The organism is Variovorax sp. OV329, assembly GCF_900114785.1.
Classification (GTDB): domain Bacteria; phylum Pseudomonadota; class Gammaproteobacteria; order Burkholderiales; family Burkholderiaceae_C; genus Variovorax.
The window spans coordinates 292,967-307,463 of the sequence record NZ_FOUG01000001.1; the positions used below are offsets into that span (position 1 = coordinate 292,967).

Here is a 14,497-nt window from a genome sequence, read left to right on the forward strand (position 1 = left end):
GGCGCGTCAGGGCGCGGTGCGGGAGCCTGTGGACGTTGCCACGGCGGGCGCCGCGGCAGCGGCCGGGCCACCGGCGTCGGCCAGGCGCACCGCGGTGCCGTCGCGCATGGGGCCCACGCTGCCCGAGAGCACGCTGGCGCCTTCGTCCAGGCCGCTGACCGTGACGTAGGTCTGCCCGTCCACCTGGCCGCGCCAGCCGGTCTTCACCGCGCGGTGGCGCACCCGCCCGTCGATGATCGCCTGTACGTAGGGCTCCGGCTTGTCGACCCGCACCGCGGACAACGGCAGGGCCATTTCCTTGCCGCGTCCCAGCTCCAGGCTGCCCTGGGCGAACAGGCCTTGGCGGAAGCCCTCGCTGCGGTCCAGCGCCAGGTAGACGAGCACGCTTCGGCTGCCCGCCTGCGCGCTGGGGTTGATGCGGGCCACGGTGGCGTCGACCTGGCGATCGGTCTTGCCGGCCGCACCGGGCACGCTGCTGCTTTCCACCTGCAGGCTGGCGCGCTGGCCGACCCGCACGGCGACCGAATCGGCGGCCGAGAGGGCGGCCTCCAGCTCGATGCTGCGCAGGTCCACCACCTCGATGAGCTTGCCGTCCACTGCCACCCGCTCGCCGGGCTGCACCAGCCGCGCGGCCACCTGGCCGTCGATGGGGCTGCGCACCACGGTGTCGGTCAGCGCCTTGCGCGCCACCTCGACGCCGGCCAGCGCGGCACGGTGCGTGGCGCGGGCGGCGTTGAGGCTGGACAGCGAAGTGTCCAGCGCGGTGCGGGAGATGAACCCCTGGTCCACCAGCGCCTTGTTGTTGTCGTAGCTGCGCTGCAGGACCTCGGCCTGTGCGGCGGCCGAATCGGCCTGTTCCTGGGCCTGGCGAACGCGCGAGGCGTACTCGATGGAGTCGATGCGGGCGATGACCTGCCCGGCCTTGACGGTATCGCCCTCGCGCACCGCAAGGCCGCTGAGCTCGCCGGCCACCTTGGCCTTGACCACGGCCGACTCCACGGCGCGCAGCGTGCCGGAGATGGGCAGGGTCTGCGTCATGTCGATGGCCTTCAGGCGCAGCACGTCGGCCGGCAGCAGGGTGACCACGGCTTCGGCCACCGGCGCGCCGGCCTGCACCGCCTGCGCCTTGCGTGCCTTGACCGCGCGCAGGGTGCCGCCCGCCAGCACCGCGATCGCGACGACGGCGATCGTCCAGGGAATCCAGCGCTTCATGCCTTGCTCCGCGGGGCCACCAGGCCGTGGAGGATCGTCTCGGTCTGCAGCGCGAGGTACTTCTCGGGGTCGAGGTTCTTGTCGTCGGCGCCGAAGCAGACGGAGTGTTGAGAGAGCATGAGGAAGACCATGGGGGCGAGAACGGTGTAGATGGCGAGGTTCACATCCACCGGTGCGAATTCGCCGCGGTCGATGCCGCGGCGCAGGATACGGCGCAACAGCTCGTGTGCCGGCTCGATGAACTCTTGTTGGTAGAAACTCGCCAACTCGGGGAAATTTCTCCCCTCGCTGATCATCAGCTTGGTGATGCCGGCCACCTTGGTCGAGCCCACGCTCTCCCACCAGATGCGCATGCAATAGCGCAGCATGTCGGGCGTGCTGCCCTCGAAGGCTTCGAACTGCTGGTTCCACTGCGCGAAGCGGCCTACCAGGTTCTCGTTGATCACTGCCTTGAGCAGTTCTTCCTTGGAAGGGAAGTACAGGAACAGCGTGCCCTTGGACACCCCGGCGCGCGCAGCCACCTCTTCGGAGCGGGTGGCGGCGAAGCCTTTCTCGACGAAGAGGTCGAGCGCCGCCTCCAGCAGTTCGCCCGGGCGCGCTTCCTTGCGCCGCTCGCGCTTGGGTGCGCGGGCGGTGCGGAGCTTGTCGCCGAAGAAACCGGAGGAGGGCATGCGGACGGGGTTAATGACTGGCGGGTTATTAATGTAGTGGGGGGCCTTGGCAGCGTCAAGCCGCGACAATCGGGGCCCCAGCCGATTCGCAACACTTCCAAGAGAGTCAGTCCATGTTCCAGACCGCGCCCGACCACCCCGAAAACGGCGCGCGGCCGTGTTGCTGAATCCCTCGGTCGCCGGCGCGCTGCTGCCTGTCGTTCTCCTGATCGCCGCCGGCTACCTGGCGGGCCGCCGAGGCTGGATCCAGCCCGGCTCGGTGAAGGACCTCTCCAACCTCATCTTCCTGCTGCTGGCGCCCGCCTTGCTGTTCCGCGCCATGAGCTCGGTGGACGTGAGCCAACTCAAGTTCAAAGCGGTGTCGGCCTACTTCATCGGCTCGGGCCTGCTGTTCGCCGGCACCATGCTGCTGCGCGGCTTCAACCGGCAGGCGGCGGTGCTGGGGCTGGCCAATACCTACAGCAACACCGTGATGATCGGCATTCCGCTCATCGGCCTGGCCTACGGCGCCGACGGCATGGTGGTGCTGCTGACGCTGATCTCGCTGCATTCGGTGGTGCTGCTCACCAGCGCCACGGTGGTGCTCGAATTGGCGGTGGCGCATGAGGATGCGCGCAGCAGCGGCGGGGCGCGCCATTCGATGCTCAGGACGGTGCTCAAGGCGGTGCGCAACGCCATCATCCACCCGGTGCCCATCCCGATCATCGCGGGCCTGCTGTTCGCGCAGACCGGCTGGGTGCTGCCCGAGTGGGTCGACAAGCCGCTGAACCTGCTGGGCCAGGCCTTCGGGCCGGTGGCCCTGGTCATGGTGGGCATCACGCTGGCGTCCACGCCCATCGGCAGCCACTGGCGAGGCGCGCTCACGCAGTCGGTGGTGAAGAACCTGCTGCACCCGGTCCTGGTGGCCGTCATCGGCTGGCTGCTGGGCGTGCGCGGGCTGCCGCTGGCGGTGATGATCGTGGCGGCTTCGCTGCCCATGGGCGCCAACGTGTTCCTGTTCTCGCAGCGCTATCGCACCTCGGAAGAACTGGTGACCGCGAGCGTGGCGGTCTCCACCGCGCTGGGCCTGGTGACGGTCACGGTGGTGATGGCGCTGGTCACCGGCCTGTACTGACGGCGGCGGCCGGCCAGAGGTGCTACAACGGGCACCCCTCCCGCATTGCAGGTGACCCGATGAGCGCTCCATCCAGCAGCAGCATCGCCGCGCGGCGGCAGGCCTTCAAGGCCTTGCACGCCAGCGGCTGCTTCATCATCCCCAACCCCTGGGACACGGGCAGCACCCGCTACCTTCAGGGGCTGGGCTTCAAGGCGCTGGCCAGCACCAGCTCGGGCTACGCGTGGTCGCAGGGCCGGCCCGACGGCGGTGCCTCGCGCGAGGAAGTGCTGGCGCACCTGCGCGACCTGGTCGCGGCCACCGACCTGCCGGTCAACGCCGACTTCGAGAGCGGCTTCGCAGTCGACGCCCAGGGCGTGCACGAGAGCGTGCGCCTGGCCGTCGAGACCGGCGTGGCCGGCCTGTCCATCGAGGACGCCAGCGGCGATGCCGCGCAGCCGATCCGCCCGCTGGACGAAGCCCTGATACGCCTGAAGGCCGCGCGGCGCGCCATCGACGAAGCCGGCGGCGGGGTGATGCTGGTCGGCCGCGCCGAGAACTTCCTGCACGGCGTCGCCGACCTGGACGACACGGTCGCGCGCCTGAAGGCCTATGCCGACGCGGGCGCCGACTGCCTCTATGCGCCGGGCATCCGCACGGCCGAGCAGATCGCGGCCGTGGTGGCCGCCGTGGCGCCCAAGCCGGTCAACCTGCTGGTCGGCTCGGCCAGCCCGCTGACGCTGGAGCAGATCGCGGCGCTGGGCGTGCGGCGCGTCAGCGTGGGCGGCGCGCTGGCGCGCTCGGCCTGGGGCGGCTTCATGCAGGCCGCCCGCACGCTGTCAGAGCAGGGCCGCTTCGACGGCTTCGCGAGCGCCGCGTCGGGCCAGGTGCTCAACGATTTCTTCCGCGACGGCCGGCTGCCCTGATCGGTAGCGACGAAGTCAGGGCGCGAGCCGCTCGCGAAGCCACTGGCCGTCTTCCTGCCGATAGCGAAGGCGGTCGTGCAGCCGGCTCTTGCGGCCCTGCCAGAACTCCCAGCGGTCCGGCACCAGCCGATAGCCGCCCCAGTGCGGCGGCCGCGGCGGCGAGAGCAGGTGCCGCGCGGCAGCCGCGGCGGCATTCTTCACCAGCACGTCGCGGCCGCTGATCACCTGGCTCTGGGGGCTGGCCCAGGCGCCGATGCGCGAATCGAGCGGGCGGCTGGCGAAGTAGGCGTCGCTCAGCTCGGGCTCCACCTGTTCCACACGGCCCTCGATGCGCACCACGCGCTCGAGCTCGACCCAGTGGAACTGCAGCGCCGCATACGGATTGCCCGCGAGTTCGCGCCCCTTGCGGCTCTGGTAGTTGGTGTACCAGACGATGCCGCGCGCATCGAAGCCCTTGATGAGCACGATGCGTGTCGAAGGCCGCAGGTCCGAGCCCACGGTGGCCACGGTCATCGCATTGGGCTCGGGCAGCTGCGCCTCGACCGCCTCGTTCATCCAGCGCTCGAACTGGCGCAGCGGATCGGCCTCGCTGCGCGACTCGTCCAGCTCGGCGCGCTCGTAGCTCTTGCGCAGGGCGGCCAGCGATTCATTGGTGAGGGTCATGGCGACATTGTCTTGCAAGGCGCGCCATACTGCCGCCCATGACAAGCAGCAGCAGCATCGGCAGCCAGGCGATGCCCACCGTGATCGTGCTGGCATCGGGCCGGGGCGAGCGCTTCCTGGCCTCGGGCGGCGCCGGCTCCAAGCTCAAGGCGCTGCTGGTGGGCAGGCCGGTGCTCGACCACACGATGGAGGCGGTGCGCATCAGCGGCCTGCCCTGGCACCTGGAAGATGGCGGCCATGCCGGCATGGGCGATTCGATTGCCGCCGGCGTGCGTGCCACGCCGGAATCCACCGGCTGGCTGATCCTGCCGGCCGACCTGCCGTTGATTCACGCGGCCACGCTGCAGAAGGTGGCGCAGGCCCTGGCCGATGGCGCTGCGGCCGCCCAGGCGCAGTACCAGGGTCAGCGCGGGCATCCGGTGGGATTCGGTGCGGCGAGCGGGCCGCAACTTGCCGCGCTTTCCGGCCCGCTGGGCGCGGCGCCGGTGCTGCGCGCGCTGCGCGAGGCGGGGCAGGCAGTCGACGTGGAGGTCGACGATCCCGGCATCTTCGCCGACATCGACACCCTGGCCGACCTGGCCCGCGCGCAGGCGCAGCTCTTGAACCAGCTCAGCTCTTGAACCAGCTCAGCTCTTGGTGATGACCGCGCACGCGATGCGCGGGCCGGAATTGCCGGCGGGTTGCGAGGTGAAGTCGTCGCGGTCGCGGTGAACCACCAGGGCGCGGCCGATCACGTTGTTGGGTGCGTCGGCGGTGAGCGAGATGGCATGGTTGTCCACGCTGAAGCGGGCCACGCCGTTGGCATCGGCCACTAGGCTGGGCAGTTCGCCGGCATGGCTGCCGGCGCCGCCGTACTTGCCGTGCGTGCCGCCGGCCGGGTTGAAGTGGCCGCCCGAGGCATTGCCGTTGTCGCCGCAGTCGCCTTTCTCGTGGATGTGGAAACCGTGCTCGGTGCCCGGCGGCAGGCCGCGCACTTCGCCGGCCACGCGCACGCCATGGTCCAGGGCCGTGAAGCTCACGTTGCCCACGGTCGGGTTCGGCGAGATCGCCATGGTGGGCACCAGGCTGGCGGTGGCGCCGGGCTTGCCCGAGCCCATCGGCATGCCGCTGCAGGCACCCAGCAGGGCAGAGCAGGCGACGAGAAGGGACAGGGCCCCAAAGCGAGATTTCATGAGTTCTCCTGATGGTTGTTGGTTGGAGAGGAGGGTGCTTGTCCGTCCGGGTATAGCCCAGCGGGGGCGCTGCCGCAATCGGCCGCGTTCGACAGTTGCTCCTCGGCCAGCCGCAGCAGCCGGGCCAGGGCCGCGTCGTGGATGCCGTGGCGCTGCAGCTCGTGCAGTGTCTGGCGCGCATAGTCCAGCGAGGTGCCGTAGCGTCCGCAGGCCGCGGTGAAGATCTCGCGGTAGCGCGCGTCGCTGAGCACGCCGGTGAAGTTCGGGCTGCGCCGCGACAGCGTGAAAGCTAGGGCGCGCACCCGGCCATGGGGCGTGGCGCAATCGAGCCAGCGCGGGTCGTACACGCCGGTGGGCATCTCGCGCAGCCACAGCCGTCCTAGGGTTTCCAGGCCGTCGGCGGCGGGAATGCGGAACACCATGCCGCGGCAGCTGCCGCCCGAGAGGAGGCCGAACACCAGCCCCGGGCATTGCGGCGTGCCGCGGTTGACGCGGCTCCACATCTTCAGGGCGCGGTGCCAGCCGTGCAGGTGGGCCGGGCGGCGTTCGCTGAAGTCGAACTCGGGCCGCCAGATGAGCGAGCCATAGCCGAATATCCAGAGGTCTTCGTGCCCGCCCCATTCGTCGATGGCGCGGTCCAGCATGGGTTGCGGATCGCGCAGGGGACGGGGCATCGGATCGAGGCCGGGCGGGCCAGGGTCGGCCTGACGCAAACCGGCGCCTACAATTTCGCGGTCATGGTTCACCGCAACATTATTGACCGGCCCTCATCCATCCTAGGAGTTCGCCCGATGGCATCGACCAGCACCGAAGACGACAACCAGACTTATTTCATCCTTGGCCTTGGCGTGGGGATCATCGCCCTCGTCATCCTGCTCGTGGTCGGCGTGGCCATCGGCAGCCGCGGCCACGGTGGCGAGAAGCAGGCTGCTTCGCCCACCACGGTCTCGATGGCCAGCGCCGCGCCCGTGCAAGGTGCTGCGGCGACGGCGGTGGTGACCGAGTCGACGGTGGTCGTCATCCCCGAAGGGTCCAGCATCCGGGTGGAAGGGGGCGTGGTCAAGTTCTACTTCGCCACCGGCAGCGCCGACCTGGCGCCCGGGGCCGCCGAGGCGCTGGCCGCCGTGATCCAGGGCGTGGGCCAGGGCAAGAAGGCCCAGCTCTCGGGCTTCACCGATTCGACGGGCGACGCCGCCATCAACGAGGAACTGGCCAAGCGGCGCGCGCTGACCATCCGCGACGTGCTGGTCGGCCTGGGCGTGCCGCCCGGCCAGGTGGCGCTGAAGAAGCCGGAGGGCACCACCGGCAGCGGCAACGACGCGCAGGCCCGCCGGGTCGAGGTGCAGCTGGTCGACTAGGGCTGCGGCCCCTCTGCCCGGCGCCCGATCCCGCAGCGCGCCAGTCGATTAAGCCCGGCCATGCCGGGCTTATTCATATGACCTTGCTACCATGGCCGTCTGCGCCGCGGCGCTGTCGCGGCATCCAGGGACAAGCGCACACACAACCCCATGAGCAGCACACACAACACCCTTCGCGAGGTCACCGAGCGCATCCGCGAGCGCAGCCTCGCCTCGCGCACCGCCTATCTCCAGCGCGTGGCCGAGATCGGCAAGCGCGAACGCGGCTCCGACCGCATGGGCTGCGCCAACGTGGCGCACGCGGTTGCGGGCGTGCCGGCCAACGACAAGCTTCGCATCGTGGCCGAACGAGCGCCCAACATCGGCATCGTCACCGCCTACAACGACATGCTGTCGGCGCACGCACCCTACCAGGGCTACCCCGACATCATCAAGACCGAGGCGCGTCGCCTCGGTGCCACCGCGCAGGTGGCCGGCGGCGTGCCGGCCATGTGCGACGGCGTCACCCAGGGCACGCCCGGCATGGAACTGAGCCTGTTCAGCCGCGACGTGATCGCCATGGGCACCGCCGTGGCATTGACCCATGACATGTTCGACGCCGCGCTGCTGCTGGGCGTGTGCGACAAGATCGTGCCGGGCCTGCTCATCGGCTCGCTGCACTTCGGCCACCTGCCCACGGTGTTCGTGCCGGCCGGGCCCATGCCTTCGGGCCTGTCCAACAGCGCCAAGGCCAAGGTGCGCGAGCAGGCCGCCCAGGGCCTGGTGGGCCGCCAGGGCCTGTTGGACGCCGAGATGAAGGCCTACCACGACCAGGGCACCTGCACCTTCTACGGCACCGCTAACAGCAACCAGATGCTGCTGGAAGCCATGGGCCTGCACGTGCCGGGCACCGCCTTCATCCAGCCGCACAACGCCATGCGCGAGGAGCTCACCCGCGAGGCCGTGCGCACGGTGCTGGGCCGCGCCGGCGACAAGCCCTACGTCGTGCCGCCCATCGGCGAGATGGTGGACGAGCGCGCCATCGTCAACGCGATGAGCGCGCTGCTGGCCACCGGCGGCTCCACCAACCACCTGATCCACTGGGTGGCGGTGGCGCGCGCCGCCGGCATCCTGATCGACTGGAACGACTTCGCCCAGCTGTCCGAAGTGGTGCCGCTTCTCACCCGCGTGTACCCCAACGGCACCGCGGACGTGAACGCCTTCCAGGAGGCGGGCGGCCCCGGCTTCGTCATCGGCGAGCTGCTGGGCGCGGGCCTCATGCATGCCGACGTGGGCACGGTGCGCGCAGGCGGCATGGCCGAGTACGCGAACATCCCGGCGCTGGTCGGCGAGAAGCTGCAGTGGCACAGCGCCGCACCGTCGAAGGACGAGAGCGTGTGCCGCCCGGCCGCCAACCCCTTCAGTGACACCGGCGGCCTGAAGCTGCTGGTGGGCAACCTGGGGCGCAGCGTGATCAAGGTGTCCTCCGTGCCGGACGACCGCCACATCGTCGAGGCGCCGGCGCGCGTCTTCGATTCGCAGGCCGCGCTGCAGAAGGCCTTCACCGCCGGCGAGCTGGACCGCGACGTGGTCTGCGTGGTTCGCTGGCAGGGCCCGCAGGCCAACGGCATGCCCGAGTTGCACAAGCTCACGCCGCCGCTGTCGGTGCTGCAGGGCAAGGGCTTCAAGGTGGCGCTGGTCACCGACGGCCGCATGAGCGGCGCGTCGGGCAAGATACCGGCGGCCATCCACCTCTCGCCCGAAGGCGCGGCGGGTGGTGCCATCGCCAAGGTGCGCGACGGCGACCTGATCCGCCTGGACTCGGTGGCCGGCACCCTGCAGGTGCTGCTGCCGCAGGACGAATGGGACGCGCGCGAGAACGCGAAGATGACCGATGAACAACGCATGGCCGACGGCCACGGCCTGGGCCGCGAGCTTTTCGCCGGCATGCGACGCAATGCACTGACCGCTGAAGAAGGAGCCTGCACATGGCTGTGAACCCACAACCCAAGCTGAGCGCACTCGAAGTGATGCGCGACGCCCCCGTCATCCCCGTCATCGTGCTGCACGACGTCGCCCATGCCGTGCCGCTGGCGCGTGCGCTGGTGGCTGGCGGCATCCGCATGCTGGAGGTGACGCTGCGCACGCCCCAGGCGCTGCAGTGCATCGAGCTGATCGCCAAGGAAGTGCCCGACGCGGTTGCCGGTGCCGGCACCATCCGCAGCGCCGCCGACGCGCAGGCCGCGTCCCTGGCCGGCGCGCGCTTCGGCGTGAGCCCGGGCTACACCCGCGCGGTGGGCAAGGCCTGCCACGACATCGGCCTGCCGCTGCTGCCGGGCGTGGCCACCGGCAGCGAGATCATGATGGCGCAGGAAGACGGGCTGACCGAGCTCAAGTTCTTCCCCGCGCTGCAGGCCGGCGGCGTGGCCATGCTCAAGGCCTGGCAAGGTCCTTTCGGCGACGTCACCTTCTGCCCGACGGGCGGCATCCATGCCGGCAATGCGGCGGAGTTCCTGTCGCTGTCCAACGTGGCCTGCGTGGGCGGATCCTGGATCGTGCCCAACGACGCGATCCAGGCCGGCGACTGGGCCCGCGTCACCGAGCTGGCACGCGCCGCGAGCCAGCTCAAGCGCTGATCCGGCAGGGAGTGCGAGCGATGTCCGTGCAAGACGAGTCCGTGGACCTGAAGGTCCTGGCCTTCGACATCTTCGGCACCGTGGTCGACTGGCACGGCGGCATCCGTGCCGAGGTCGAGCGCCTGCTGCCCGGCGTGGATGGCAGCGCCTTCGCCCTGGCCTGGCGCGCCGGCTACCAGCCGGCGATGCGCGCCGTCATGGACCGGCTGGCGGCGGGCGAGGGCGGCTTCACCCTCATCGACGAGCTGCACCTGCACATCCTCGACGAAGTGCTGCGCGACTTCAGCCTGGAAGACAGGCTGGACCGCGAGGCACGGCGCGATCTCAACCTGGCCTGGCACCGCCTGCCGGCCTGGCCGGACGCGGTGGAGGGCCTCACGCGGCTCAAGCGCAAGTTCACCATCTGCACCCTGTCCAACGGCAACATCGGCCTGCTGACCGAGATGGCCAAGCGCGCCGGACTGCCCTGGGACTGCATCCTGTCGGCCGAGGTCTTCAAGGCCTACAAGCCGGACCCGCGGGTGTACCTGGGCACCGCCGGCGTGTTCGCGGTGCCGCCCGGGCAGGTGATGCTGGTGGCCGCCCACCAGGACGACCTCGCGGCCGCGCGCGGCTGCGGCCTGCGCACGGCCTACATCGAGCGGCCCTTCGAGCACGGGCCGGACCGGCCCAAGGACGTGTCGCCGGATCCGGCCAACACCTTCCACGCGCGCGACCTCCTCGCGCTGGCCGAGCAACTGGGCTGCTGAGAGCGGTCGATCAGCGCAGGCCGCCGCCGGCGGCGTTCTCTGCGCGCTGGATCAGCTCGATCTTGTAGCCGTCCGGATCGGTCACGAAGGCGATCACCGTGGTGCCGCCCTTGACCGGGCCGGCTTCGCGCGTCACGTTGCCGCCGGCCGCCTTGATCTTCTCGCAGGCCGCATAGGCATCGGGCACGCCCAGCGCGATGTGGCCGTAGGCGGTGCCGATCTCGTAGCTGTCGACGCCCCAGTTGTAGGTCAGCTCGATCTCGGCCTGCGCCGGGTTGCCCTCGTAGCCGACGAAGGCCAGGCTGTACTTGTACTCGGGGTTCTCGGAGGTGCGCAGCACCTGCATGCCGAGGATCTGCGTGTAGAAGTCGATGGAGCGCTGCAGGTCGCCGACGCGCAGCATGGTGTGGAGGAGGCGCATGTTCTGTTGCTCTTGCGGTTTCGGGGGACACGCATTGTCGGCCCAAGCCGCGGGCCGTGCAGCGGCTGGCGCTACAGGCCTTCCGGGGTGCGCGGGATGTCGTTCCAGTGCGCGAGCCGCCCGTTGTGCATCACGCCGATGCGGTCGGCCATCGCGCGGGCCTCGGCCTCGTTGTGCGTGACCAGCAGGGCGGTCTGGCCAGCGGCCTTCAGGATGTCGCGCACCTCGGCCGTGAGGCGCTCGCGCGTGGCGCTGTCGAGGTTGGAGAAAGGCTCGTCCAGCAGCAGCAGGGCCGGTGCAGGCGCCAGCGCGCGCGCCAGTGCCACGCGCTGCTGCTGGCCGCCCGAGAGCTCATGCGGATAGCGCCCGCCCGCATCGGCCAGGCCTACCAGCGCGAGCATCTCGGCCACCCTGGCATCGCGCTGTGCCTGCGGCTGGCGCCGAAGGCCGAAGCCCACGTTCTCGCGCGCGTCAAGGTGCGGGAAGAGCGCGTACTCCTGGAACATCATGCCCACCCGGCGCTGCTCCGGCGGCACGTGCACGGTGGCGGAGGACAGCAGCTTCTCGCCCAGGAAGATGGCACCTGCGCGCAGCGGCTCGAAGCCCGCGATGGCCCGCAGCACCGTGGTCTTGCCGCAGCCCGAGGGGCCCAGCAGGCAGCCGATGCGCCCTGCGTCCAGCATCAGCGTGAAGTTGTCGACGGCGGTGTGCCGCTCGCGCGCGCCCCTGTAGGTGATGCGGACGCCGTCCAGGCTCAAAAAGGAACTCATGCTCTCAATTCTTCGGGGCTGCTGCCCAGCCGGTTGCGGGCCAGCAGGATGACCGGCAGCAGGCCGGCCAGCACGATGGCGAGCGCCGCGATGGCGCCTTCCTCGTAGGTACCGCGCGATGCCTCCGCATACAGCAGCGTGGCCAGGGTGTCGAAATTGGCGGGGCGCAGCAGCAGGGTGGCGGGCAGCTCCTTCATCGCATCGACGAAGACCAGCAGCGCACCGGCCGCGATGGCCGGCTGCAGCAGCGGCAGGTGCACGCGCCGCAGCGTGCCGCCGCTGCCTTCGCCCAGCAGGCGCGAGGCCTGCTCCAGCGCCGGCGAGATGCGCGACAGGCCCGCCTCGATGCCGCCCAGCGGCATGGCCAGGAAGCGGATGGCGCAGGCGGCCACCAGCACGATGCCGGCGCTCATCAGCGGCAGGCCGGCGTGGCCCAGCAAGGTCGCGAGGCCCGCGTCCAGCGCCAGCGCCGGCGTGAGCAGGCCGATGGCCAGCACCGTGCCCGGCACCGCGTAGCCCAGGGAAGCCATGCGGCCCTGCCAGCGCGCGGGGTTGGGCGTGGAGCCCAGGCTGCGCACCGACCACGCCACCACGAGGCCGGCGGCCACGGTGACCAGCGTGACGCCAGTGGCCAGGGTCAGCGTGTTGCCCAGGCTCGCCCACAGGCCGCGCGAGATGCCACCACCCTGTGCGAGGCGCTTCAGCGTTTCGTTCACCAGGTACGCGGCCGGCGCCACGAAGCCGATCAGCACCGGCAGCGCGGTGCCCACGCAGGCCAGCCAGGCGGCAGTGCCGCGCAGGCGCCGCGGCTGGATGGCGCGCATGCGTTGCGCCGAGCCGTAGCGCCGATGCTTTCGGCCGCTGCGCTCCAGCAGCACCAGCAACAGCACGATCAGCAGCATGGCGCAGGCGATCTGCGCGGCGCCCGCCAGGTCGGAGCGGGTGATCCAGGTGGTGTAGACCGCCACGGTGAGCGTCTGGATGCCCAGGAACTCGGAGGCGCCGATGTCGTTGAGCGTCTCCAGCAGCGCCAGGCTGACGCCCACGGCAAGCGCCGGCCGCGCCAGCGGCAGTGCGACGCGGAAGAAGGCCCCTGTGCGGCTCTCGCCCAGCGAGCGCGCCGCTTCCATCAGGTGCGCCGGCTGCGTCATGAACATGGCGCGCGCCGTGAGGTAGACGTAGGGATAGAGCACGAAGCCCAGCAGGAAGATGGCGCCCGGCAGCGAGCGCAGGTCGGGCAGGCGGAAGTCGCGCGGACTGTCGTAGCCCAGCACCCAGCGGATCGCGCCCTGCACCGGGCCGATGGGATGCAGCAGGTCCAGGTAGGCGAAGGCCACGATGTAGGTGGGCATGGCCAGCGGCAGCAGCAGCGCCCAGTTCAGCACGCGGCGGCCGGGGTAGTCGCAGCTGCTCACGATCCAGGCGCAGCCGGTGCCGATCACCAGCACCATCGCGCCCACGCCGGCCAGCAGCAGGCCGGTGTTCAGCGCGGCCTTGGGCAGCACGAACTGCGCGAGATGCGACCAGTGCGACAGGTCGGCGCCCAGCGCCAGCCAGAACAGGCTGGCCACCGGCGCCAGCACGCCCAGCGCGATCAGCACCGAGGTCCAGCGCCACAGCGGCCCGACCGGCTGCGGGCCGGGCGGGCGCCGGGCGAAGGGCAGGGCCAGCGCCGCGAGCCCGCGCGGCCCGGTGCCGCCCTGTTCGGCCGCCGCACTCACTGGTCGAAGCCGACCTTGTCGATCAACGTGCTGGCCTGCTTGCGGTACTTGGCGACCTGGGCGATGGGCAGCGGGTCGGGCCGCAGCTCGCCGATGGTCTCGCCGATGATGGGTTCGAGCGCCACGCCGCGGCGTACCGGGTACTCGTAGTTGGTCTCGGCGTAGAAGGCCTGGGCCGAGTCGGACACCAGGAACTCCATCAGCTTGACCGCCTCGGCGCGGTGCGGCGCATTCCTGGCCACCGCGGCGCCGCTGATGTTGACGTGCGTGCCGCCGGTCTTGGCAAAGGTCGGGCGGATCACCTTGATCGCATCGCCCCACTTGCGCGCGTCGGTGCCTTCCTTGGCGGCCTTCATCTGGCCCACGTAGTAGCTGTTGGCGATGCCGATGTCGCAGATGCCGCCCAGGATGTCGCGCGCCACGTCGCGGTCGCCGCCCGTGGCCTTGCGCGCCAGGTTGGCCTTGACGCCGCGCAGCCACTGCTCGGCCTTGGCCTCGCCGTCGTGCGCGATCATGGCCGCCACCAGGGCGGTGTTGTAGGGATGCTGGCCCGAGCGGATGCAGACCTTGCCCTTGTACCTGGGGTCGGCCAGGTCCTCGTAGCGGAAGCTGTTGATGGGAAGCTTCTTGTCGGCGTACAGCACGCGGGCACGCATCGACAGGGCATACCACTGGCCGTCGGCGCCGCGCAGGTTGGCCGGCACCGCGGCGTCCAGCGCCGGGGTCTTGGCCGGCTGCGTGACGCCGCCTTCCACCAGGTCCATCAGGTTGCCGATGTCCACCGTCATCAGCACGTCGGCCGGCGAGCGGGCGCCTTCGGCCTTCACGCGTTCGAGCAGGCCGTCCTTCACGAACACGGTGTTCACCTTGATGCCGCTCTGGGCGGTGAAGGCGGTAAGCAGCGGCTGGATCAGGCCGGCCTCGCGCGTGGTGTAGAGGGTGACCTCGCCCTGGGCGTGGGCGGGGAGGGCGAAAGCGAGGGATGCGGCGGCGATGCCGGTCAGCGCGCCAAGGCGCTGCAACAGACGAGCGGTCATGAACAGGTCCGGTGAAGGGAAATCGGATACCGGCGTGTCTATGCGTTATCTGTTTGGCCGATGCGAATAATTATCGTTGAGTTTCGACC

General features: G+C 70.5%; 16 protein-coding genes. 7 read left to right on the plus strand and 9 right to left on the minus strand.

Annotated elements, in window-relative coordinates; all coding sequences use genetic code 11:
• Positions 1-6: 6 nt before the first annotated feature.
• Both BM345_RS01310 and BM345_RS01315 read right to left on the minus strand, forming a co-directional pair.
• Positions 7-1,212: an efflux RND transporter periplasmic adaptor subunit gene (locus BM345_RS01310; RefSeq protein ID WP_093374721.1), complete on the minus strand. Its 1,206-nt coding sequence runs from the start codon at positions 1,210-1,212 to the stop codon at positions 7-9.
• Positions 1,209-1,883: a TetR/AcrR family transcriptional regulator gene (locus BM345_RS01315; protein ID WP_093374723.1), complete on the minus strand. Its 675-nt coding sequence runs from the start codon at positions 1,881-1,883 to the stop codon at positions 1,209-1,211. Before BM345_RS01315 ends, BM345_RS01310 begins: the two co-directional genes overlap by 4 nt.
• Before the next feature lie 163 nt (positions 1,884-2,046).
• Between BM345_RS01315 and BM345_RS01320 the strand changes: the two genes are divergently transcribed.
• Entirely contained in the window at positions 2,047-2,997 is a 951-nt protein-coding gene (locus BM345_RS01320; RefSeq protein ID WP_254789468.1) for an AEC family transporter, read from the plus strand.
• A gap of 59 nt (positions 2,998-3,056) precedes the next feature.
• Positions 3,057-3,902, plus strand: coding sequence for an isocitrate lyase/PEP mutase family protein (locus BM345_RS01325; protein WP_093374727.1), 846 nt, complete (start codon positions 3,057-3,059; stop codon positions 3,900-3,902).
• 15 nt (positions 3,903-3,917) lie between these two features.
• On the opposite strand, the gene pdxH is transcribed toward BM345_RS01325, so the two are convergent.
• Complete coding sequence (pdxH, locus tag BM345_RS01330; protein ID WP_093374729.1) at positions 3,918-4,565, minus strand: pyridoxamine 5'-phosphate oxidase; 648 nt, start codon at positions 4,563-4,565, stop codon at positions 3,918-3,920.
• A gap of 38 nt (positions 4,566-4,603) precedes the next feature.
• Between pdxH and BM345_RS01335 the strand changes: the two genes are divergently transcribed.
• A complete protein-coding gene (locus BM345_RS01335) occupies positions 4,604-5,185 on the plus strand; it encodes a nucleotidyltransferase family protein (protein WP_175544860.1) in 582 nt (193 codons plus the stop codon).
• A 6-nt stretch (positions 5,186-5,191) separates the two neighbouring features.
• Here the strand turns inward: BM345_RS01335 and BM345_RS01340 are convergent, their stop codons facing one another.
• Both BM345_RS01340 and BM345_RS01345 read right to left on the minus strand, forming a co-directional pair.
• A complete protein-coding gene (locus tag BM345_RS01340; protein WP_093374731.1) occupies positions 5,192-5,737 on the minus strand; it encodes a superoxide dismutase family protein in 546 nt (181 codons plus the stop codon).
• Positions 5,734-6,411, minus strand: coding sequence for a gamma-glutamylcyclotransferase (locus tag BM345_RS01345; RefSeq protein WP_093374733.1), 678 nt, complete (start codon positions 6,409-6,411; stop codon positions 5,734-5,736). Before BM345_RS01345 ends, BM345_RS01340 begins: the two co-directional genes overlap by 4 nt.
• Before the next feature lie 117 nt (positions 6,412-6,528).
• Here BM345_RS01345 and BM345_RS01350 point away from each other — a divergent pair, with 117 nt between their 5' ends.
• The 4 genes from BM345_RS01350 to BM345_RS01365 all read left to right on the plus strand — a co-directional run bounded on the left by BM345_RS01350 (position 6,529) and on the right by BM345_RS01365 (position 10,459).
• The gene (locus tag BM345_RS01350) at positions 6,529-7,095 is read left to right on the plus strand and encodes an OmpA family protein (protein ID WP_093374735.1); all 567 of its coding nucleotides are present in this window, start codon (positions 6,529-6,531) and stop codon (positions 7,093-7,095) included.
• A gap of 150 nt (positions 7,096-7,245) precedes the next feature.
• Positions 7,246-9,072 (plus strand): phosphogluconate dehydratase, encoded by a 1,827-nt coding sequence (gene edd / locus BM345_RS01355; protein ID WP_093374737.1) that lies wholly within the window; start codon positions 7,246-7,248, stop codon positions 9,070-9,072.
• Positions 9,063-9,710 carry a bifunctional 4-hydroxy-2-oxoglutarate aldolase/2-dehydro-3-deoxy-phosphogluconate aldolase gene (gene eda, locus BM345_RS01360; RefSeq protein WP_093374740.1) on the plus strand — a complete coding sequence of 216 codons (648 nt, stop codon included), beginning with the start codon at positions 9,063-9,065 and terminating at the stop codon, positions 9,708-9,710. Before edd ends, eda begins: the two co-directional genes overlap by 10 nt.
• A gap of 20 nt (positions 9,711-9,730) precedes the next feature.
• The gene (locus BM345_RS01365; protein ID WP_093374742.1) at positions 9,731-10,459 is read left to right on the plus strand and encodes a haloacid dehalogenase type II; all 729 of its coding nucleotides are present in this window, start codon (positions 9,731-9,733) and stop codon (positions 10,457-10,459) included.
• 10 nt (positions 10,460-10,469) lie between these two features.
• Here the strand turns inward: BM345_RS01365 and gloA are convergent, their stop codons facing one another.
• The 4 genes from gloA to BM345_RS01385 all read right to left on the minus strand — a co-directional run bounded on the left by gloA (position 10,470) and on the right by BM345_RS01385 (position 14,408).
• Positions 10,470-10,880 (minus strand): lactoylglutathione lyase, encoded by a 411-nt coding sequence (gene gloA, locus BM345_RS01370; RefSeq protein WP_093374744.1) that lies wholly within the window; start codon positions 10,878-10,880, stop codon positions 10,470-10,472.
• A gap of 71 nt (positions 10,881-10,951) precedes the next feature.
• Entirely contained in the window at positions 10,952-11,650 is a 699-nt protein-coding gene (locus tag BM345_RS01375) for an ABC transporter ATP-binding protein (RefSeq protein WP_093374746.1), read from the minus strand.
• Positions 11,647-13,269 (minus strand): ABC transporter permease, encoded by a 1,623-nt coding sequence (locus tag BM345_RS01380; RefSeq protein ID WP_175544880.1) that lies wholly within the window; start codon positions 13,267-13,269, stop codon positions 11,647-11,649. The genes BM345_RS01375 and BM345_RS01380 overlap by 4 nt, the downstream gene beginning before the upstream one ends.
• Before the next feature lie 98 nt (positions 13,270-13,367).
• Positions 13,368-14,408 carry a Fe(3+) ABC transporter substrate-binding protein gene (locus tag BM345_RS01385; RefSeq protein ID WP_093374748.1) on the minus strand — a complete coding sequence of 347 codons (1,041 nt, stop codon included), beginning with the start codon at positions 14,406-14,408 and terminating at the stop codon, positions 13,368-13,370.
• Positions 14,409-14,497 lie beyond the last annotated feature (89 nt).